Origin of the sequence: Actinoplanes sp. CA-142083, from assembly GCF_050942195.1 — a bacterium.
Classification (GTDB): domain Bacteria; phylum Actinomycetota; class Actinomycetes; order Mycobacteriales; family Micromonosporaceae; genus Actinoplanes.
Window position 1 is genome coordinate 1919121 of the sequence record NZ_CP192076.1, and the last position, 19611, is coordinate 1938731.

Consider the following 19611-nt stretch of genomic DNA (forward strand, 5'->3'; position numbering starts at 1 on the left):
CTTCGATAAGTAGATCAGCTGTGTGCGTGCAGGGGCTTGCCGGCGAGCGCGAGGAACGCCTCGCCCAGCGCCTCGTTCTGCGTCGGGTGAGCGTGCACCAGCTGGGCGACCTCCTCCGGGAAAGCCTCCCAGTTGTAGATCAGCTGCGCCTCGCCGACCTGCTCGCTCATCCGCGCGCCGATCATGTGCACCCCGAGCACCGGGCCCTCGTCGAGGCGCACCAGCTTGACGAAGCCCGTGGTCTTGAGGATCTGGCTCTTGCCGTTGCCGCCGAGGTTGTAGTTGTACGTCGTGACCTTGTCGTCGCCGTACTTCTCCTTGGCCTTGGCCTCGGTCAGGCCCATCGAGGCGATCTCGGGGTCGCAGTAGGTGACCCGGGGGATGCCGGCCTCGTCGATGACCGCCGGGCGCAGGCCCGCGATCTCCTCGGCCACGAAGATGCCCTGGGCGAAGCCGCGGTGCGCGAGCTGCAGGCCCGGGACGATGTCGCCGACGGCGTAGATGTTGCCGACGCCCGTGTGCAGCCGCTCGTTGGTGATCACGAAGCCGCGGTCGAGCGTGACGCCCTGCTGCTCGTAGCCGAGGCCCTGGGTCGTCGGGCCGCGGCCGACCGCGACCAGCAGCACCTCGGCCTCGACCGTCTCGCCGCCCTGGATGGTCGCGCGCACGCCGTTGTCGGTGTGCTCGACCTTCTCGAACGGCTTGCCGACCTTGAAGTTGATCTTGCGCTTGCGGAAGTTGCGCTCCAGCTGCTTCGAGATCTCCTCGTCCTCCGCCGCGACCAGCCGGGGCAGCGCCTCGAGGATGGTCACGTCGGCGCCGAACGACTTCCACACGCTGGCGAACTCGACGCCGATCACGCCGCCGCCGAGCACGATCGCGGAGGCGGGCACGCGGTCGAGCCGCAGCGCGTGCTCGCTGGTGATGACCCGCTTGCCGTCGACCTCGAGGCCGGGCAGCGAGCGCGAGTAGGAGCCGCTGGCAAGAATGACGTTGCGACCGGTGTAGCGCTGGCCCGCGACCTCGACCGTGTCCTTGGCGACGAGCTTGCCCTCGCCGGCCACCACGGTGATGTTCTTGTTGTGCGTGAGCAGGCCGGTCAGGCCCTTGTACAGGCGGGCGACGACACCGTCCTTGTACGCGTTCACCCCGGCCATGTCGATCGACAGGAGCTCGGCCTTGATGCCGAACTGCTCGGCCTCGCGGGTCTGCTCGGCGACCTCGGCCGCGTGCAGCAGCGCCTTGGTCGGGATGCAGCCGCGGTGCAGGCAGGTGCCGCCCAGCTCGGCCTTGTCGATCAGCGCTACGGAGAGGTTGAGCTCGGCAGCGCGCAGAGCGGCCGCGTAACCACCACTGCCGGCGCCGAGGATGACGATGTCGAAGGTTCCGCCGTTCGGCTGGCTCACGTTGACTCCAGTGGTCGCATCGTCGCCATGTGGGTCACACAATGGAAACGGTCACAGTATGTCCAGGCCATCTTGTCACTTGTGGAACCGATCGATGCAGCCAGGTGCCCACCGGCGCGCGTCTCCGTCGTACCCTTGCGAGCAATTGAGCGTAAGGAGCGGGCAGTGGCCTGGTTTCGGCGGCGGACGGAGTCGCGGCGCCCATCGGGACGGCCGGTCGATCGTGCCGATCTTGAGTATCTTGCGGAGTTCGTCCGCTCCCGCCGGGGGGTCGAGGCATTCATCGAGCCGCGTACGACCGTGACCGAGACCACGGTGTTGCTCGTGGCACACGACGGCGAGTGGACCCGCCGCCGCATCGAGTCGCCCGAGATCGCCCGCCGCTGGGCCCATCAGCTGTCGCTCCCGATCTACGACGTACGGCTGATGGGTTACCCCCAGCGGATGCGCGACTACAACGCCCGGCAGAAAAAGCTGAGTTAGCTCAGGTCGTCGACGGCCTGGAGCAGGGTGCGGACCGGGACTCCGGTGCCGCCCTTGGTCCAGTAACCGGCGGCCTCGCCCGCGTTGTAGCCCGGCCCGGCGATGTCGATGTGCGCCCACTCGACCCCGTCGGCCACGAACTCGCGCAGGAACACGCCGCCCTGCAGCATGTGGCCGGCCCGGTCGAGGGCATTGTTGGTCTGGCAGATGTCGGCGATGTCCGACTCCATGCCCTTGCGGACCTCCTCCGGCAGCGGCATCGGCCAGGCCGGCTCGCCGACCTTGTCGCCGGCCTTGCGCACCAGCTCGGTCGCGGCCTCGGAGCCCATCAGGCCGGCGATCCGCTTGCCGAGCGCGATCACCTGGCCGCCGGTCAGCGTGGACGCCTCGAGCACGTACTCGGCGCCGTCGGCGCAGGCCCGGGCGATCGCGTCGCCGAGCACCATGCGGCCCTCGGCGTCGGTGTTGAAGACCTCGACCCGCTTGCCGTTGAACATCGTGATCACGTCGCCGGGCCGGTACGCCGAGCCGGACGGCATGTTCTCGGCCATCGCCAGGTAGCCGCTGACCGCCACCCCCGGCTTCAGCGCCGCGATCGCCAGCATCGCCGCGCCGACCGCCGCCGCGCCGGCCATGTCCGACTTCATCTCCCACATGCCGGCCGTCGGCTTGATGCTGATGCCGCCGGTGTCGAAGGTGATGCCCTTGCCGACCAGCGCGACCTGCTTCGGCGACTCGACGCCCTCGGGCACGTAGCTGAGCTTCACCAGCCGCGGCGGCGCCTCGGAGCCCTGCCCGACCGCCACGATGCCGCCGTACCCGCCGGCCTTGAGCTCGTCGAAGTCGAGCACCTCGACCGCGAGGCCGGTGCCCTGCGCCGCGGCCACCACGGCGTCGGCGAACTGCGGCGGGCGCAGCTCGTTCGGCGCCATGTTGACCCAGTCGCGGGTCAGCCGCACCGCGCGGCCGACCGCCCCGGCCCGGGTCACCTCGGCCAGGGCCGCAGCGTCGGCCGCGTCCGGCACGTGCACCTGCAGCGCCGACACCGGCTCCCGGCGGTTCGGCTGCGGCTTGGTCTTGTAACCGGCGAAGCGGTAGCCGCCCAGCAGCGCGCCCTCGAGGATGGCCCGCAGCACGCCGGGCGCGTCCTCGTCGTCCGGCACCGGCAGGGCCAGCGCCACCGTCGCGCTGCCGGCCAGCGCGCGCACCGCCGCGCCGGTGCCGCGCCGCAGCTTCTCGAGCTCGGGGGCCGATCCGGACGGCTCGTCGCCCAGCCCGACCGCGACCACCAGCGGCGCCGCGATGGTGCCCAGCGTGGCCAGCTTGACCACCTCGCCGGGGGCGCCGCTCGCGCCGAGCAGCGCCAGCGTCGAGGTCAGCTTGCCGTCGAACGCGGCGGCGATGCTCTCGGCGCCGGCCGCGGGCAACAGGGCGCCGCCGTCGTCGGGCTGGCTGTGCAGGCCGATGACGATGGCATCGACGGCCAATTCGGCCGGGTCGGTGTCGACCAGGCTGAGGCTGGGCTGGCTCACTCGGGCTCTCCGCGGACGTTTCCGGGCCGGCGGCCTCTTGGGCACGCCAGGCGCGTTGGGTGGTGCCCCGTCGCGATCGCGAGGGGGAAGGGTCGTCCCCGCGACAATAACCACAACCAAGGTCACGGGTAAGTTCACTCTCATGTCTGCCGACGCTGTTGAGCTTTTTCATTCCCCGCTGCATGAGCGTCACGTCGCGCTCGGCGCGAAGCTGGCCGCCTTCGGCGGCTGGGAGATGCCGCTGGAGTACGCCGGTGGCGGGGTGCTCCGCGAGCACGCGGCGGTGCGCGAGGCGGCCGGCATCTTCGACGTCTCCCACCTGGGCAAGGCGCGGGTGCGGGGCGCGGGCGCGGCGGCGTTCGTGAACTCCTGCCTCACCAACGACCTGGGCCGCATCGAGCCGGGCAAGGCGCAGTACACGCTCTGCTGCGACGAGAACGGGGGAGTGGTCGACGACCTGATCGCGTACCTGTTCGCCGACGACCACGTGTTCCTGATCCCGAACGCGGCGAACACCGCCGAGGTGGTGCGCCGCCTCCAGGCCGCGGCGCCCGAGGGGGTCACGGTCGAGAACGAGCACCGGAAGTTCGCCGTGCTCGCGGTGCAGGGCCCGGCCTCGGCCGACATCCTCGGCAAGCTGGGGCTGCCGACCGACCACGACTACATGTCCTTCGCGACGGCGAGCCTCAGCGGCGCCGAGCTGATCGTCTGCCGCACCGGCTACACCGGCGAGCACGGTTACGAGCTGGTGGTGCCGTGGGACGACGCGGCCGCGGTGTGGGACGCGATCGTCGGCGCCGGGGTGCAGCCCTGCGGTCTCGGCGCCCGCGACACGCTGCGCACCGAGATGGGCTACCCGCTGCACGGCCAGGACTTGTCGCTGGAGATCACGCCGGTGCAGGCCCGGTCGGGCTGGGCGGTGGGCTGGTCCAAGCCGGCGTTCTGGGGCCGCGACGCGCTGGTCGCGGAGAAATCCCAGGGTCCGCGTCGCCTTCTGCGCGGACTGGAGCTGACGGGCCGCGGGATCCCCCGCGGTCATATGCACGTGTACGGGGGTGAGCACGTGATCGGCGAGACCACGAGCGGCACGTTCTCGCCGACGAAGAAGGTCGGGATCGCGCTGGCCCTGATCGACACCGCGGCCGGGGTGAACGACGGCGACCTGGTCGAGATCGACATCCGGGGGCGCAAGACCGAGGCCCGCGTGGTCAAGCCGCCGTTCGTGCAGCCGTCGGTGCGGTGAGCCCGGTGGGCATCACCTACGAGCAGCTGCGGGAATGGGCGCTGGCGCTGCCCGGCACCCAGGAGGTCTTCGTCGAGGGCTGGGGGCATCCCACCCTGCGCTACGGCGACAAGATGTTCGCCGCCGGCAGCCCCGAGTCGTCGCACGCGTCGGTGAAGGCGAGCCTCGAGGAGCAGGCCGAGCTGATCGCCGGGGCCCCCGACGTGTACGAGGTGGCGGCCTACACCGGGCGGTACGGCTGGGTGCGGGTGGACCTCACCAAGGCCGACGCTCGCGAGCTGCGGCAGGTGGTGACCGAGGCGTGGCGGCGGACCGCCCCGAAACGCGTGGTCAAGGCGTACGACTCAGCGCAGGGATAGGCCGACCAGGGCCACCGTGGTCGCGACCTCCACGGACGCGCCGAGGACGTCGCCGGTGATGCCGCCGAAACGGCGTACGGAATGATGCAGAAGCGCAAGCACGACGGCGAGTGAGGCGACGACGGCGAGCGGGCCCTGCCACGGGCGGCCCGGGGTCGCGGCGGCCGCGGAAGTCACCACGACGGCCGCGATCAGCACTGCGGCCGGGAGCGGGACCGTCTCGGCGACCAGCGCGCCCAGGCCTTCCGGGCGGGCCGCGGGCACACCCTTGCGGCAGGCCACGGTGATCGCCAGCCGGCCGGTGGCCCAGGCCACGACGACCGCCCCGCCGGTGATCGTGGCCAGCGACGCGGTCTGGATCAGCAGCGCGAGCCCGATAGCCGCCACCCCGAACGGCCCAATGTCTGACTTTTTCATGATTTCCAGGGCTTGATCGCCCCGCCGATAGGAACCGAGCGCGTCGGTCGTGTCCGCCAGCCCGTCCAGATGCATGCCGCGCGTCAGCAGCGCCGCGGCGGCGACCGTGACCGCCGCCGCCACCAGAGACGGCGCGCCAAGTTGCCGTAGTGCCCAGAGCAGGGCGGCCAGGACACCGCCCAAGGCCGCACCCACCGCGGGCGTGAGACTCATCGCCCAGGCCGCGGCCGCCCGATCAACCCGGCCGCCCTTGATGGGCAGGACCGTCAGCGTCGTTATGGCCAGCCGCAGACCGGCCCCGGCGGTCACTCCTCGCTTGACCCGGTTGTCGCGGGGCCGGGACCGCCGGTTTCAGGCTCGGCGAAGTCCACCTCTTCGTCGTCGTTCGGGACGATCAGGTCCGAGGCGCCGCCATCGCCGGGCTCAACGAGCAGAGCGGGGTGCACGGGCGCGGCGGCGGCGAGGCCCACGGCGGTGCGCAGCAGGGGCAGGGCGGCCAGCGCGTTCGCGCCCTCTCCCAGGCCGAGGCCCAGGTCGAGCACCGGGTTGAGACCGAGCACGTCGGCGCCCTTGACGACCAGCGTGAGCTTGCCCGCGTCCGGCAGCAGGCACCAGTGCCGGGCCTGGCTGCCCAGGTCGCGCGCCACCAGGCCGGCCGCGATGCCGAGCGGGCCGTCCAGCAGCACCGGCAGCCGCTGCGATGCCGCGCCCAGCAGCGCGCCCACCGCCACCGCGAAGTCGGCGCCGCCGATCTGCCGCAGCATGTCCTTGGCGCCGCGCGGCTCCTGCCGGATGCGGCGCAGCGCGTCCCGCACGGCCGCGCAGCGGACCATCCAGGCCTCGTCGTCGTAGCGCCCGCCCGGCAGCAGCACCCGGGGCAGGACCTCCACGGCCTCGGCGCCGGTGATGGCGGAGGAAAGCGTGGCGGCGACAGCGTCGGTGCCCACGCCGATCGAGGCGAGCACGAGAAGGTCGCGTCCGGCGTCGGCGGCGGCCTCGGCGAGACGCCAGCCCTGCCGCAGAGCCACCTCGACAGCGGCCTCGTCGGTAACGGGCCCATCCTCCATCGCGCCGGCGCGGGCCACCCGCAGCACGGCGACATCGGCGCCGGCCTGCCCGGCGAGGCGGCTGAGCACGCCCTCACCGTGCTCGACCTGCGCGACGCGGCGCTCGGCGTCGGCGGGGTCCTCACCGGCCGCGGCGCCGCCGTCGTGGACGCCCGAGATCAGCAGAACACGCACCGACTCCCACGGCCGCGGGATCGTGGTCCCCTGCGTGGCGGCGGCGAACTCCACCGCTTCCACCAGGTCACCGAGCCCCCTGCCGGCGAAGTCGACCCCGGCCAGCCGGTCGCGGGCGTCGGGGCCGGCGTCGCTGTCGGGCATCGGGAGGTCCATGCCGGGCTCGATGGCAACCCCGCCACCGATCACCGGAAGCTGCTGGGTCGGCTCGTTGAGCACCGTCGCGGCCACAGCGACCGGCTCGTCGGCCGGGGCGGGTGCCACAAGCTGAGGCTCGACCAACGCGGCCTCGTCGACAAGCGCGGCCGCACCCGCCGCCTCACCAAGTCCGCCGGTCGCCGCCGCGCCGCCTGCCGTGTCCAGGCCGGCGCCGCCCGCCGCGCCCGCGCCGCTTGCCGCGCCCAGCCCCGTGCCGCTTGCCGCGCTCGCCGCAACCGACAAATCCGATTTTTCGTCTTTAAGCCACACATGCTGCCCAGCGACGACCAGCGCCACGCGGTCGCACGCCTCGGCCAGCGCCTGGTTGGTCGCCCCCAGCGCGTCCGCGAAGGCCCGCCCCAACGGCGTGGTCGGCACCAGCGCCAGCCCGACCTCCGGGCTCACCAGCACCACCCGCGCCGCCGTCCCGCGCACCGCCGCCGCCAGGGCCGCCACGTCGGCCTCGTCGTCGTTGGGCTGCCGGGCCGGGTCGAGCACCGCCGCCACCCACCCGCCGAGGTCGTCGACGAGCAGCGTGTCGTCCGGTTTCGCCTCCGTGAGCAGGGCCGCCAGCCGAGCCGGGTCGGCGCCCGTCTCCTCGGTCGACCATGACTGCGGCCGCCGCCGCTGATGGGCCTCGATCCGGGCCAGCCACTCCGGGTCGTCCTCGCCGCCCACGGCCGTGGCCACGTACCGCACCGACGGCGCGCCCGAGACCAGCGCCTCGGCGAACGCGGACTTGCCGGAACGGATCCCGCCGAGCACCAGGACGGTGTTCCACCGATCATCGGACATGCCCCGTACCTTAAAGCCGGGCCGCACAGGCGGACGCCGTAGGGTGGAGCGCACGAGCCCAGAGGTGAGGGGGAACGGCGGATGCCGTGGAGTTGGCGGTACGAGAACGTCGACGGACAGCCGGTTTCCGGCCCGGCCGAGACGTTCAGCAGCCAGGCCGACGCCGAGTCGTGGATCGGCCAGGAGTGGCGGGAGCTGGCCGACTCCGGCGTGGCCCAGGTCGTTCTGGTCGAGGACGACCGGGTCGACTACCGGATGAGCCTGCTGCCGGCGGACTGAGCGGACTGACAAGTGACTTACGAGCCCGTGTATACGCGGACCCCCCGTAACGCGTTCATCCCGAGCCCGGTCTTCGTCGGGATCGTCGCTGTCTTCGTGGTCAGCGGCTGGATGACGTGGGCCAAGTTCGGCAACGTCCGGGTCGATGTCTTCCTGTTCATCGTCACCGGCTGGCTGGTGTCGCTCTGCCTGCACGAGTACGCCCACGCCCTGGCCGGCTTCTTCAGCGGCGACAAGTCCGTGGCCGATCGGGGCTACCTGCGACTCAACCCGCTCAAATACACCAGCCCGCTGCTCTCGATCGTGCTGCCCGTCGTCGTGGTTATCCTCGGCGGCATCGGCCTGCCCGGCGGCGCGGTCTGGATCGACCACACGTACATCCGCAGCAAGGTCAAGGACTCGCTGATCAGCGCGGCCGGCCCGCTCACCAACGTGATCCTCGCGCTGGTGCTGGCCTTCCCGTTCTGGGTCGGGCTGGGCCCCAAGCTGGTCCAGCTCTCCTCGGGCCAGTTCGCCCTGGCCGGGCCGACCAGCCACCTCGAGTTCTGGAGCGCGCTCGCCGCGCTGGGCTTCCTGCAGATCACGGCGAGCGTGCTCAACTTCCTGCCGATCCCGGGTCTCGACGGCGGCAGCATCATCGCGCCGTGGATGAGTCCCGCTTACCAGCGCGCGTGGTCCTTGTTCGCGCCGTACGGCTTCATCTTGCTTTTCCTTGCTCTTTGGCAGACCAGACTGGGCGGCTGGTTCTATGACGCCGTCTTCTGGATCGCCGAGAAACTGAACCTCTCGGAGGCCATGATCCAGGTCGGCCTGGAGCTGATGAGGTTCTGGAGCGGTAACTGATCGTCAGGGGCGTCGGGCGGGGGACTGCGTCTTCGCGGGGTCCCGCTCGGCGACCGGGTCGAGCACTGAGTCGATCGCCTTCATCAGGTCCGCGTCGAGGCGTACGCCGGAAGCCTTGACGTTGTCCCGGACCTGCTCGGGCCGCGACGCCCCGATGATGGCGGCCGAGACGTTGGAATTCTGCAGGACCCATGCCACCGCGAGTTGCGCCATCGACAGCCCCGCCTGGTCGGCCAGCGGCTTCAGGCCGGCCACCGCCGTCAGGACCTCGTCGGTGAGCAGCCGCGAGATGAAGTTCGCCCCGCTCTTCTCGTCGGTGGCGCGCGACCCGGCCGGCGGCTGCTGGCCCGCCGCGTACTTGCCGGTCAGAACGCCCTGCGCGATGGGTGAGAAGACCACCTGGCCGACGCCCAGCTCGATCGAGGTCGGAACGACCTCGGCCTCGATGACCCGCCAGAGCGCGGAATACTGCGGCTGGTTCGACACGAACGGGATCTTCAGATCCTGCGCCATCTCCCAACCGGCCCGGATCTCGCTGGCGGTCCACTCCGACACGCCGATGTAGAGCGCCTTGCCCTGCCGGACCACGTCGGCGAACGCCTGCATGGTCTCCTCTAGCGGCGTCGAGTAGTCGTAGCGGTGGGCCTGGTAGAGGTCCACGTAGTCGGTCTGCAGCCGGCCCAGCGACGCGTCGATCGACTCCATGATGTGCTTGCGGGACAGGCTGCGGTCGTTCGGGCCCGGCCCGGTCGGCCAGAAGACCTTCGTGAAGATCTCCAGGCCCTGTCGGCGCTCGCCCTTGAGCGCCCGGCCCAGCACCTCCTCGGCGCGCCCGCCCGCGTACGCGTCGGCGGTGTCGAAGGTGGTGATGCCCTCGTCGAGGGCGGCGCGCACACAGGCGAGCGCGGCCTCCTCCTCGACCTGGGAGCCGTGGGTGATCCAGTTGCCGTAGGCGATCTCACTGATGAGCAGGCCGGAACGGCCGAGGTGACGGAACTCCATGAGACTGACTCTACTTACAGAACCGGGCGGCCATCCGTCAGCAGTCGATCAAGCTCCTCGATCACGCCCGACTGCTCCTGATACTTCAGCTCGACCAGCGGCTCGCCCTTGCGGCTGAGCGCGCCCCACAGCCCGAACCGGTCCGCGACCAGGAACGCCACCGGGTGGATCACCACTTCCGCGTGCTCCGGCGCCACGATCAGCTGCCCGGCCCGGTCGACCACGCCGAAGTGGTCGTCGCCGGCGTCCACCACGGCCAGCCCTTCGTCGGTGAAGCCCTCGATCGGCCCGCCCGACACCAGCGGCGTCACGAACCCCCGGAACCGCGGCGGCACGATCATCCGCCCGTGCCGGTCGATCACACCCCAGCCACCCCGCTTGACCAGCGCCAGCCCGTGGTGGAACGCCTTCGCGTCGTCGAAGCCGCCCGGCACGATCAGCCGGTTCTGCCGGTCGATCGCGTACCAGCCGCCGGCCTCGTCGCGCGACACCCAAGCCAGCCCTTCGGCGAACCGCTCGGCCGCGAGGTAACCCGACGACGCGTCGATCACCGTCTCGCCGCCGAGGTCGATCAGCTCCCAGGCCGGCGACTCGGGCCGCCGCACCCAGGCCACCCCGTCCGCGAACGGCTGCGCCTGCGCGTACCGCGGCGGTACCGCCCCCACGTATCCCCACAGCCCCGACTGCTGGTCACGCAGCGGCCGCGGCGGCTCGGTGCGCCCCAGGATCTCGTCGCTGGTGCGCGGGTAGGGCCCCCAGCCGCCGTCCGCGGTCGTCTTCCGCGTGATCGTGTCGAGCGCCGCTTCGATCCGCTCCACCAGCTCCGGGTCGGCGCCCTTGCGCAGGTCCAGCGCCGTCTCGAAGTGGTTCATCGCCTCGAGATAGCGCCCCTGATCGAACGCCGACCGCCCCGCCAGCTCATGAATCTCGGCCCGCAGCCGCGACGGCAACTCCGGCGACCCGGCCTCCGCATACAGCCGGTCGGCCTCGCCATACTCCCCACGCCACTGCAACACGTGCGCCAGCCGCGCCTGCACGATCGCCGTCCGCCGCAACTCACCGGTCGCCTCGGCATGCGTCAGCGCCGCCCGCGCGTCCTCCAGCGCCGCGTCCAGGTCACCCACAAGCCGCTCCGCAACAGCCCGCAGGCTCAGCAGACGCGCTCGCACAGCGTCCCGCTCGGCATACTCCAGCTTGTCGGTCAGCCGATCCACCACGACCCACATCTGCTCCGGGTCGTCGATCTGCTCCCGCAACGTCTCCGCGTCAAAGCCCCAGGGATAGGCGGCGAGCACCTCTTCCGGATCCGCCCGCCGATTCCGCCCAACAGCATTGCCATCGGCACGCTGGCGAATCACCTTCCGCTGAGCGTCCCCAACGCTTTGCGCATTTTCCCGTACGGCCACAGCGTCCCGCGCGGATTCGCCCAGCCCCAAGTGCTCAGCCGAGCCGGCAGTCTCCGCCGCAGCAATTTCCTCACCGCCCGCCCCGTCATCGGAGTCCAGGCTCACCGCAACGCCATCACCCACCGCGTCGACGTCAGCCTCAGGTTCGTCGACAAGCTCAGCGTCAGCGATCGGTTCGCTCTCGTCGACGACCTCAGCTTCGTTTTCGTCAACCAGTTCGGCGTCGGCAACCGCCTCGGCCTCATCGACCAGTTCGGCGTCGGCGACCGCATCGGTTTCGTCAACCAGCTCGGCCTCGACAACAGCTTCGTCTTCATCGACCAGCTCGGCCTCGGCTTCGTCGACCGCCTCCGCCGCATCCTCCCGAACGCCAGGCGGAAGCTCAGCCTCAACCCACATAGCGTCCACCGGCTCGACATCAACAAGCTCAGCCTCAACCGCTTCCTCAGCGACGAGTTCCGCCCCCGCGGCCGGCACAGCGCTGGTCGGCTCGGTGGCCGGCACGGCGCTGATCGGTTCCGCGGCCGGGACAGCGCTGATCGGTTCCGCGGCCGGCGCAGCGCTGACCGGCGCCGCACTGACCGGCGACGTGCTGAACGGCGATGCACTAGTAGGCCGAATGTCAAACGGCTCCACAGGCGCCGCACTGACCGGCGCGGCACTGACCGGCTCCGAACTAGCAGGCGCGGCATCAAACGGCCGCTCCCCAAACGAGGCAGCATCCAACGGCCCCGCGCTGATGGGCGCCGCACTGACAGGCGCCGCACTGACAGGTGCCGCGCTCACGGGCGCTGCACTGACCGGCGCGGCGTTGTCCAACTCGTCCCGCTCAGCAGTCGGCTCGTCCTCCACGACCGGGAACTCATCGACAACGACCTCGACAGCCGCCAATTCCGCTTCAGCGACCGCCGATTCTTCCTGGACAGTCTCCGAGGCCGGCCTGCCATCGCCCGGAGTGATGATCGGCTGCGACCCGGTGACCGGCACGAACCAGTTCTGCTTTTCACCGGCCCCACTGACCGGCGCCGGGTCCTCCACGACGACCACGGGCTCCGGCTCGGGCTCCGGCTCGGGTTCCTCTTCGTCCGCCAGAGCCTCAATCGGCACCGGCGACGTGGCCCCCAGCCCACTCTGCGACAACAACCACCCAAGCCCATGCGCTTCCGCCCCGCCAACAGCCTGCGGCTCGGTTTCCCCATGCGGCTCGGGCCCAGCCTGCTGCTCGGGCTGAACCTGCTGCCCCGGCTGAACCTGCTGCTCGGGCCGGGCGTGCTGCTCGGGCTGCTCGGGCTGGGCGTGGTGCTCGGGCTGGGCGTGGTGCTCGGGCACGGCGGTCCGCTCCCAGGCGGCCTCGGCCCAGTTGGCCTCCGGCGACACGGGCGGTGCCGTGACCGGCTCGACGCCCGATCCCGCGAACGGCCCGTCCGGCAGCGCGAACCCTTCGCCGCCCGCCGGCGCCTCGGTCTCCGCCGGGGTCTGGTCCTGCGTGGCGTGCCGAGCCCCGGCCGCGTAGGGGTGTTCCGCATCGAGGTAGGCACCCGCCGCCGCCTTGGAGATCGGCTGCGTGAGCTCGGGCGACCCCGACACGGGCTCCGAAGGCCCGGGCTGTCCCGGTGCTGAGAAGGGTCGCGGCTGCTCAGGCGGCCCAGCATGTGCGGACGCGGAGACGGGCCGTGGCTGCTCGGGCGGCGCGGCGTGCGTAGGAGCCGAGACGGGCCGTGGGTACTCAGGCCCGTGCTGGGCAGGTGCCGAGACCGGTCGCGGGTATTCGGGCCCGTGCTGGGCAGGTGCCGAGACCGGTCGCGGGTATTCAGGCCCGTGCTGGGCGGGTGCCGAGACGGGCCGTGGGTATTCGGGCCCGTGCTGGGCGGGTGCCGAGACCGGTCGCGGGTATTCGGGCCCATGCTGGGCGGGCGCCGAGACGGGGCGCGGGTATTCGGGGCCGGGCTGCGCGGGGCCGGAGACCGGGCGGGCCTGGCCGGGCACCGATGGGTACAGCGGGGCCGGCGGGGTGGCCGGCTGGGACGGCGTTACCCGGGTCGGCTGCGGCGCTGGGCGGGACGGGGCCGGCGTGCCGACCTCGGGAGCCGGACGCAGGTCGAATGGCGCGTCGGAGCGTCGCCCGCCACGCTGAGCTTCGGGATAGGCCGGGAAAGCGTCGGCGGGCGCGGGCCGTGCGCTGCCGTAGACATGCGGCCCCGAAGCGGGCGACACCGGTCGGGGCCCGGAGGCCGGGCGCATCTCGGCCGGGCGCGCGTCGGTGGGGCGCGCGTCGGTGGGGCGCCCGTCGGGGCGCATCTCGGTGGGGCGCGCGTCGGTGGGGCGCGCGTCGGGGCGCATCTCGGTGGGGCGTGCGTCACCAGGGCGCATCTCGGCGGGACGCGCGTCACCGGGTCGGATCTCGGCGGGGCGTGCGTCGGCGGGCGGGCGCGCCTCGCGATCGGGCGTCTCGCCGTAGTAGGGGCGCGCGGCCCCGTAGACCCCGGTGTGCGCCGGGGAGATCGGCGTGACGCCGTGGCCAGGCGCGCGCCCGGCCGGTGGGCGGGGGCCCTGCGGCTGTCCGGGCTGGGGGTACTGCGGGCCCTGCAGATGCTGCGGCGAGCCCGGCTGTGGGCGGCCACCCTGCGGCGCACCCGACTGCGGGTGTCCGGCGCCGGGCTGGGACGGTGGCCGTCCGCCCTGCGGTGCTCCGGACTGAGGCTGCCACCCGCCCTGGGGCGCGGGCACCCGTCCGCCCTGCTGGTGAGTCGGCCCGCCCTGCTGGTGTCCGGGTCCGCCTTGCTGCTGCCCCGGCCCACCCTGCTGCTGCCCGGGTCCGCCGCCCTGCTGGTGATTTGGTCCAGCCTGCTGGTGCCCTGGCCCACCCTGCTGATACCCGGGGCCGCCCTGCTGATGCCCTGGCCCTGCCTGGTGGTTGCCGGGCGGTGCGGATTGCGGCCTCCCGCCGGGAACCGGGCCGGAGCTCGGCGCGACCGAAGCGCGCCCACCCGGGGAGGCCGGCGGCCCGCCGGGGCTGACCTGGCCGGGCCGGAACTGCTGCTGAGGGCGGCCCTGGTGCTGCGGATCACGGTACTGACCCTCGGGCCCGGGCTGGCGGCCGTAAACCGGCGCCGCACCCCGCCGCTGATCGGGCGCGGCCGCCCGGCCGTGGTCGGGAGCACCGGAAGGCCCATGGGAAGGCGCCCCGGAAGGCCCATGAGCAGGCGCACCGGAAGACCCATGAGCAGGCGCACCGGAAGACCCATGAGCAGGCGCACCGGAAGACCCATGGGGCGGACCAGAAGGAGAGCCAGGACGACCACCCTGCGGCGGGCGCTCGGTCAACCCGGCGGGGCGGTTCCACGACGGCTCGTCGCGTTGCTGCGGCGGGACGGGCGCGCTGCGCGCCCCGTACCCGATATTGTCCCGATTTTGATTCTCGCGGCCCTGCGGCAGCCGCGGATCGTAAGTCCGCGGCTCCTCCCGCTGCACCGGCGTGTGGCCGTAGCGGGCCGGCGCCCGGTCCTCACCGCTCTGCCAGGAGGCCGGGGGAGTCGGCCCGGGAGCGCCCGCATCAGCAGCGCCGGACGAGGCTTCGTAGACCGGCGTGTGCACGGCCTTGCGCCGCCCCGGGTCGCCGGGGTAGCGCTGGCCGGGGGTCTGCGGCTCCCACTCCCAGGTGATCTCGTAGACCCACGCGGGCTCGTCGCCCCAGCGCTCCTCGCCGATCTGCGAGCTCCAGCCGTTCATCGGGCAGCCCAAAGGCCCGGCGGCTGGCAACGCTCCGTCACGGCTGTGTCCACTTCTCCGTCAAAAATGTGCGGTGGCCGTCCGGAGACCCGGGTAGAGTCTCCCGGCTCCACTGCGGGGTTTGGAAGGAGATTAACGGCGTGGACGGGATTGACGCCAGCGTGCTGACGATCTCTCCCGGTCGTCCGTTGCGCGCCTCCATCACTACTTTCGGTGCACTGGTGTGGTCGGGTTTCCGGCGCTACGCGACCTATCGGCAAGCCACCATAGCCGGATCGTTCACCAACATAGTCTTCGGCTTCCTTCGCTGCTACGTGCTCTTGGCCGTAGCGGCCGGCGCGGTGGGTGGCCGCCCGGGCGGGTACGACCCGGCGCAGCTCGCCACATTCGTCTGGGTGGGTCAGGGGCTACTCACCGTGGTCGGTATCTGGGGCTGGACCGACCTGGCCGACCGGATCCGCACCGGTGACGTCGCGTCCGATCTGTTACGACCGGTGCCGCCGGTGACCGCTTATCTGGCCGCCGACCTGGGCCGGGCCGGTCATGCCATGCTGGCCCGGTTCCTGCCGCCGACGATCGTCGGAGCGATCTTCTTCACGTTCGCGACGCCGCAACGGTGGCAAACCATCCCGTTATTTGCCATCTCGGTCCTGCTGGCCGTCGTCGGAAGCTACGGCTGCCGTTTCCTGGTCAACGCGACCGCCTATTGGCTGCACGACGCCCGCGGCCCGATGGTGCTCTGGACGCTCGGCTCGGGCGTGCTGGCCGGCCTCTACTTCCCGCTGCGCCTGCTGCCGGAGTGGCTGGCCGTCACGCTCTGGGTGGCCACCCCGTTTCCCAGCCTGCTCCAGACTCCGCTCGACGTGCTGGTCGAGCGCGATCCGCCGGGCATGCAGGCCGGCCTCGTCGCCGTCCAAATGGCGTGGGCGGTGGCGCTTCTGGCGGCAGCCAGGCTGGTGCAGCGACGAGCCGAGCGCAAGCTGGTGGTGCAAGGTGGGTGAGATAACTGCATATTGGGCATTGCTCGGCGGCAAGCTGCGCTCGATGACCGCCTACCGCACGTCGTTCGCGATCGAGCTGCTCAGCAACCTCGGCGCCACCGTGCTCGACGTGGTCACCGTGTTCGTGCTGTTCCGGGCGACGGCGGTGGTCGGCGGCTTCACGCTGAGCGAGTCGATCCTGATGACCGGGCTGACCGCGGCCGGCTTCGTGCTGGCCGACATGACCGTCGGCAACATCGACGATCTCAAGCGCTACGTCCGGATGGGCACCCTCGACACCGTCCTGATCCGGCCGTTGCGGGTGCTGCCCCAGCTTGTCTTCATGGATCTCCCGCTGCGCAAGCTTCTGCGGCTCGCTTTCGGCATTTTCGTGTACGCCGCGGCGCTGGTCGCCAACCACATCCACTGGACGCCCGCGCGGGTGGCGCTGGCGATCCTGGCCCCGATCGGCGCGGCGATCTTCTTCGGGGCGATCTTCGTGCTCACCGCGAGCCTGGCGTTCTGGTGGGTGGAGTCGGGGGAGATCGGCAACGGCTTCACCTACGGCGGGCGCGACTTCACCTCGTACCCGATCACGGTTTACAGCGACTGGTTCCGCGACCTCTTCGCGTACACCCTCGGTTTTGGCTTTGTCGCCTATCAGCCGGCGCTGGCGCTCCTCGGCCGGACCGATCCCCTGGGTCTGCCGGCTTGGGCCGGCTATGCGGCGCCGCTGGTCGCGCTCCCGGCCGTGGGGGTCGCGGCGCTGATGTGGGGCAATGGGGTCCGTCACTATCGGAGCACCGGCTCATGATCAAAATGCAGGACCTTCGAAAAGATTTCACCGTACGGGTCAGAGCAGGCCGGCTACGTCGCGAGAAACGCACGGTGGCGGCCGTGGACGGGGTCAGCCTGACCATCGAGCAGGGTGAGATGGTCGGCTACATCGGCCCGAACGGCGCCGGCAAATCGACGACGCTGAAGATGCTGACCGGCGTGCTGACGCCGAGCTCCGGCGAGGTGAGCGTGTTCGGGCTGACCCCCGTGCCGCAGCGCACCCGCCTGGCGCTGCGCATCGGCGTGGTCTTCGGGCAACGCTCCCAGCTGTGGTGGGATCTGCCGCTGCGCGAGTCGTTCCGGCTGCTCCGGCACATCTACCGGGTGCCGCCGGCCGACCACGAGGCCCGGCTGCGCCGCTGCCGCTCGCTGCTCGACCTCGACGAGTTCCTGGACACGCCGGTGCGGCAGCTGTCGCTCGGGCAGCGGATGCGCGGCGAGCTGACCGCGGCGCTCCTGCACGGCCCGGGCGTGCTGTTCCTCGACGAGCCGACGATCGGCCTGGACGTGGTGAGCAAGCAGGCGGTCCGCTCGTTCCTGGCCGAGCTGGGCGCGACCGGCGACGTGACGCTGGTGCTGACCACGCACGACCTGGCCGACATCGAGCGGCTCTGCGACCGGCTCGTCGTCATCGACCACGGCCGCGTGGTGCACGACGGCACGATCGAGGCGCTGCACGCCCGCTACGGCTCGCGGCGCAGCCTGGTCGTGGACCTGGACGCGCCGCTGCCGGCGGGTTTCGAGCTGCCCGGCACGACGCTGACCGGCGTCGAGGCGGACGGCCACCGGGTGACCTTCGCCCTGGACTCGGCGTCGGCGGGCGCGGCCGTCGCCGGGCTGGTGGCGGCCGCCTCGGTGCGCGACCTGTCGGTGGTCGAACCGGACATCGAGGATGTGGTGGCGCGCCTCTACTCCGCTTGAGGGATGCGCCGCCGCACGTCCTGCACCGTGCTGGGGCCGGGTTGCCAGCCGCCCACCCAGGCCTCGCCGCCGGTGTCGCCGACGACGCCGTCCTCCAGGAAGGTGTAGCGGCCGTCGAGCACCCGTTTCGCCGCCTTCACGTCCAGCGAGTCGGTGTTTTCCCAGAGCGCGTCGAAGAGCGCGTCGGCCCGCAGCCGGGCCTGCCGGCAGAACAGGTCGGCCAGCTCGAGGCCCTGCGGACGGTGGTCCTGCTCGGCCCGGGCGCGTCCGCACACCGCCGACATCGCGAACAGCTCGGCGCCGATGTCCACGATCCGGCCGAGGAAGCCCTGCTTGCGCTCCAGCTTTCCCTGCCAGCGGGACATCGCGTAGAACGTCGACCGGGCGAGCTTGCGGGAGGCGCGCTCCACATAGCGCAGGTGACCCGCGAGCGGCCCGAACTCGCCGTACGCGCTGGGTGCCTGGCCTTTGCCCACCGCGAGCGTCGGCAGCCAGCGCGCGTAGAACCCGCCGGCCCGCACCGCGGCCTTGCCCTTGCGGCCGAGGCCGGCGTCGGGGTCGATGATGTCGCCGGCGACCGAGAGGTGCGCGTCGACCGCCTCGCGCGCGATCAGCAGGTGCATGATCTCGGTCGAGCCCTCGAAGATGCGGTTGATCCGCAGGTCGCGCAGCAGCTGCTCGGCCTCGGCGCCGCGTTCGCCGCGGGCCGCGATCGAGTCGGCCCGCTCGTAGCCCCGGCCGCCGCGGATCTGCACCAGCTCGTCGGCGACCTGCCAGGCCATCTCGCTGGCGAACAGCTTCACCAGCGCCGCCTCGATGCGGATGTCGTTGCGGTCGTCATCGGCGATCATGCAGCAGAGATCGAGCATCGATTCCATCGCGTACGTGGTGGCGGCGATGAACGCGATCTTCTTGGCCACCGCCTCGTGGTGGCCGACCGGCCGTCCCCACTGCACCCGCTCCACCGACCACTCGCGCGCGATCGCGAGGGACCGCTTGCCCGCGCTCACGCACATCGCCGGCAGCGAGAGGCGGCCGGTGTTCAGCGTGGTCAGCGCGATCTTGAGGCCTTTGCCGGGCCCGCCGATGATGTTCGCCGCGGGCACGAACACGTCGTGGAAGCGGGTCACGCTGTTTTCCAGGCCGCGCAGGCCCAGGAAGGAGTTCCGCCGCTCGACGGTGATGCCCTCGGAGTCGCCCTCGACCACGAACGCGGTGATGCCCTTCTCCGGCACCCGCGCCATCACCACCAGCAGGGTCGCGACCGTGCCGTTGGTCGCCCACAGCTTGACGCCGTTGAGCTTGTAGCCGCCGTCGACCGGCTCGGCGATGGTGCCCAGCCGCGCCGGGTCGGAGCCGACGTCGGGCTCGGTGAGCAGGAACGCGGACACCTCGCCGGCCGCGAGCCGGGGGAGGAACGCCTTCTTCTGCTCGTCGGTGCCGAAGAGCTTGAGAGGCTGCGGGACGCCGATCGACTGGTGTGCCGAGAGCAGCGCGCCGACCGAGGCGCTGGCCGAGCCGGCCATCGTGAGCGCCCGGCAGTAATGCAGGTTGGACAGGCCCAGGCCGCCGTACTCCTTGGGGATCTTCATGCCGAAGGCGCCGAGCCGGGCGAGGCCCTGGAAGACCTCGTCGGGGATCCGGTCCTCGCGCTCGATCCGCGGGCCGTCCATCTCGTCGCGCGCGAAGATCTCGAGCTTGCGGAGGAACTCGTCGGCGTCGGGCCGCGGCTGCTCGGTGGGCCACGGGTCGATCAGGTCGAGCCGGAACCGGCCGAGGAAGAGCTCCTTGCCGAAACTGGGTTTGCGCCACTCGGACTCGCGAGCGGCCTCGGCGACCTGGCGTGCCTGCTGTTCGGAGACGTTGCGCTGCGTAGCGGTCATCGCAGACCTCCCTAGGCCGCCACGCTACCCACAAGTGTTACCTCTCGGTAGCCCTCG

The 19611-nt window shown here is 71.7% G+C and carries 15 protein-coding genes; 8 read left to right on the forward strand and 7 right to left on the reverse strand.

What is annotated here, in order from left to right:
- Positions 1-14 precede the first annotated feature (14 nt).
- The gene (gene lpdA / locus ACQPZX_RS09230; protein WP_433377153.1) at positions 15-1406 is read right to left on the reverse strand and encodes a dihydrolipoyl dehydrogenase; all 1392 of its coding nucleotides are present in this window, start codon (positions 1404-1406) and stop codon (positions 15-17) included.
- A gap of 165 nt (positions 1407-1571) precedes the next feature.
- Here lpdA and ACQPZX_RS09235 point away from each other — a divergent pair, with 165 nt between their 5' ends.
- Entirely contained in the window at positions 1572-1889 is a 318-nt protein-coding gene (locus ACQPZX_RS09235) for a hypothetical protein (protein WP_433377156.1), read from the forward strand.
- Here the strand turns inward: ACQPZX_RS09235 and ACQPZX_RS09240 are convergent.
- Positions 1886-3421 carry a leucyl aminopeptidase gene (locus tag ACQPZX_RS09240; RefSeq protein WP_433377159.1) on the reverse strand — a complete coding sequence of 512 codons (1536 nt, stop codon included), beginning with the start codon at positions 3419-3421 and terminating at the stop codon, positions 1886-1888. The genes ACQPZX_RS09235 and ACQPZX_RS09240 overlap by 4 nt on opposite strands.
- Positions 3422-3563: 142 nt before the next feature.
- Between ACQPZX_RS09240 and gcvT the strand changes: the two genes are divergently transcribed.
- Both gcvT and ACQPZX_RS09250 read left to right on the forward strand, forming a co-directional pair.
- Entirely contained in the window at positions 3564-4664 is a 1101-nt protein-coding gene (gcvT, locus tag ACQPZX_RS09245) for a glycine cleavage system aminomethyltransferase GcvT (RefSeq protein WP_433377161.1), read from the forward strand.
- A 5-nt stretch (positions 4665-4669) separates the two neighbouring features.
- On the forward strand, positions 4670-5023 hold the full coding sequence (locus ACQPZX_RS09250) for an MmcQ/YjbR family DNA-binding protein (protein WP_433377163.1): 354 nt from the start codon (positions 4670-4672) through the stop codon (positions 5021-5023).
- Here ACQPZX_RS09250 and ACQPZX_RS09255 read toward each other — a convergent pair.
- Together ACQPZX_RS09255 and ACQPZX_RS09260 are read right to left on the reverse strand one after the other, a co-directional pair.
- A complete protein-coding gene (locus ACQPZX_RS09255) occupies positions 5009-5749 on the reverse strand; it encodes an adenosylcobinamide-GDP ribazoletransferase (RefSeq protein ID WP_433377166.1) in 741 nt (246 codons plus the stop codon). The genes ACQPZX_RS09250 and ACQPZX_RS09255 overlap by 15 nt on opposite strands.
- Positions 5746-7674: a bifunctional adenosylcobinamide kinase/adenosylcobinamide-phosphate guanylyltransferase gene (locus tag ACQPZX_RS09260; RefSeq protein ID WP_433377169.1), complete on the reverse strand. Its 1929-nt coding sequence runs from the start codon at positions 7672-7674 to the stop codon at positions 5746-5748. Before ACQPZX_RS09260 ends, ACQPZX_RS09255 begins: the two co-directional genes overlap by 4 nt.
- Before the next feature lie 81 nt (positions 7675-7755).
- On the opposite strand from ACQPZX_RS09260, the gene ACQPZX_RS09265 reads away from it, so the two are divergent.
- Both ACQPZX_RS09265 and ACQPZX_RS09270 read left to right on the forward strand, forming a co-directional pair.
- Positions 7756-7953 carry a hypothetical protein gene (locus tag ACQPZX_RS09265; RefSeq protein WP_433377172.1) on the forward strand — a complete coding sequence of 66 codons (198 nt, stop codon included), beginning with the start codon at positions 7756-7758 and terminating at the stop codon, positions 7951-7953.
- A gap of 12 nt (positions 7954-7965) precedes the next feature.
- Positions 7966-8796 carry a site-2 protease family protein gene (locus tag ACQPZX_RS09270; protein ID WP_433377175.1) on the forward strand — a complete coding sequence of 277 codons (831 nt, stop codon included), beginning with the start codon at positions 7966-7968 and terminating at the stop codon, positions 8794-8796.
- Positions 8797-8799: 3 nt separating this feature from the next.
- Here ACQPZX_RS09270 and ACQPZX_RS09275 read toward each other — a convergent pair whose 3' ends face one another.
- Together ACQPZX_RS09275 and ACQPZX_RS09280 are read right to left on the reverse strand one after the other, a co-directional pair.
- Entirely contained in the window at positions 8800-9798 is a 999-nt protein-coding gene (locus tag ACQPZX_RS09275; protein WP_433377178.1) for an aldo/keto reductase family protein, read from the reverse strand.
- Positions 9799-9812: 14 nt separating this feature from the next.
- The gene (locus ACQPZX_RS09280; protein ID WP_433377180.1) at positions 9813-12791 is read right to left on the reverse strand and encodes a WG repeat-containing protein; all 2979 of its coding nucleotides are present in this window, start codon (positions 12789-12791) and stop codon (positions 9813-9815) included.
- Positions 12792-15082: 2291 nt separating this feature from the next.
- Here ACQPZX_RS09280 and ACQPZX_RS09285 point away from each other — a divergent pair.
- The 3 genes from ACQPZX_RS09285 to ACQPZX_RS09295 are packed head-to-tail and all read left to right on the forward strand — an operon-like array spanning position 15083 to position 17671.
- The gene (locus ACQPZX_RS09285; RefSeq protein ID WP_433385119.1) at positions 15083-15934 is read left to right on the forward strand and encodes an ABC transporter permease; all 852 of its coding nucleotides are present in this window, start codon (positions 15083-15085) and stop codon (positions 15932-15934) included.
- Positions 15927-16727, forward strand: a complete 801-nt coding sequence (locus tag ACQPZX_RS09290; RefSeq protein ID WP_433377183.1) for an ABC transporter permease — start codon at positions 15927-15929, stop codon at positions 16725-16727. The genes ACQPZX_RS09285 and ACQPZX_RS09290 overlap by 8 nt, the downstream gene beginning before the upstream one ends.
- Positions 16724-17671: an ABC transporter ATP-binding protein gene (locus ACQPZX_RS09295; protein ID WP_433377185.1), complete on the forward strand. Its 948-nt coding sequence runs from the start codon at positions 16724-16726 to the stop codon at positions 17669-17671. Before ACQPZX_RS09290 ends, ACQPZX_RS09295 begins: the two co-directional genes overlap by 4 nt.
- Here the strand turns inward: ACQPZX_RS09295 and ACQPZX_RS09300 are convergent.
- A complete protein-coding gene (locus ACQPZX_RS09300; RefSeq protein ID WP_433377188.1) occupies positions 17659-19554 on the reverse strand; it encodes an acyl-CoA dehydrogenase family protein in 1896 nt (631 codons plus the stop codon). The two genes, ACQPZX_RS09295 and ACQPZX_RS09300, sit on opposite strands and share 13 nt — an antisense overlap.
- Positions 19555-19611: the final 57 nt, after the last annotated feature.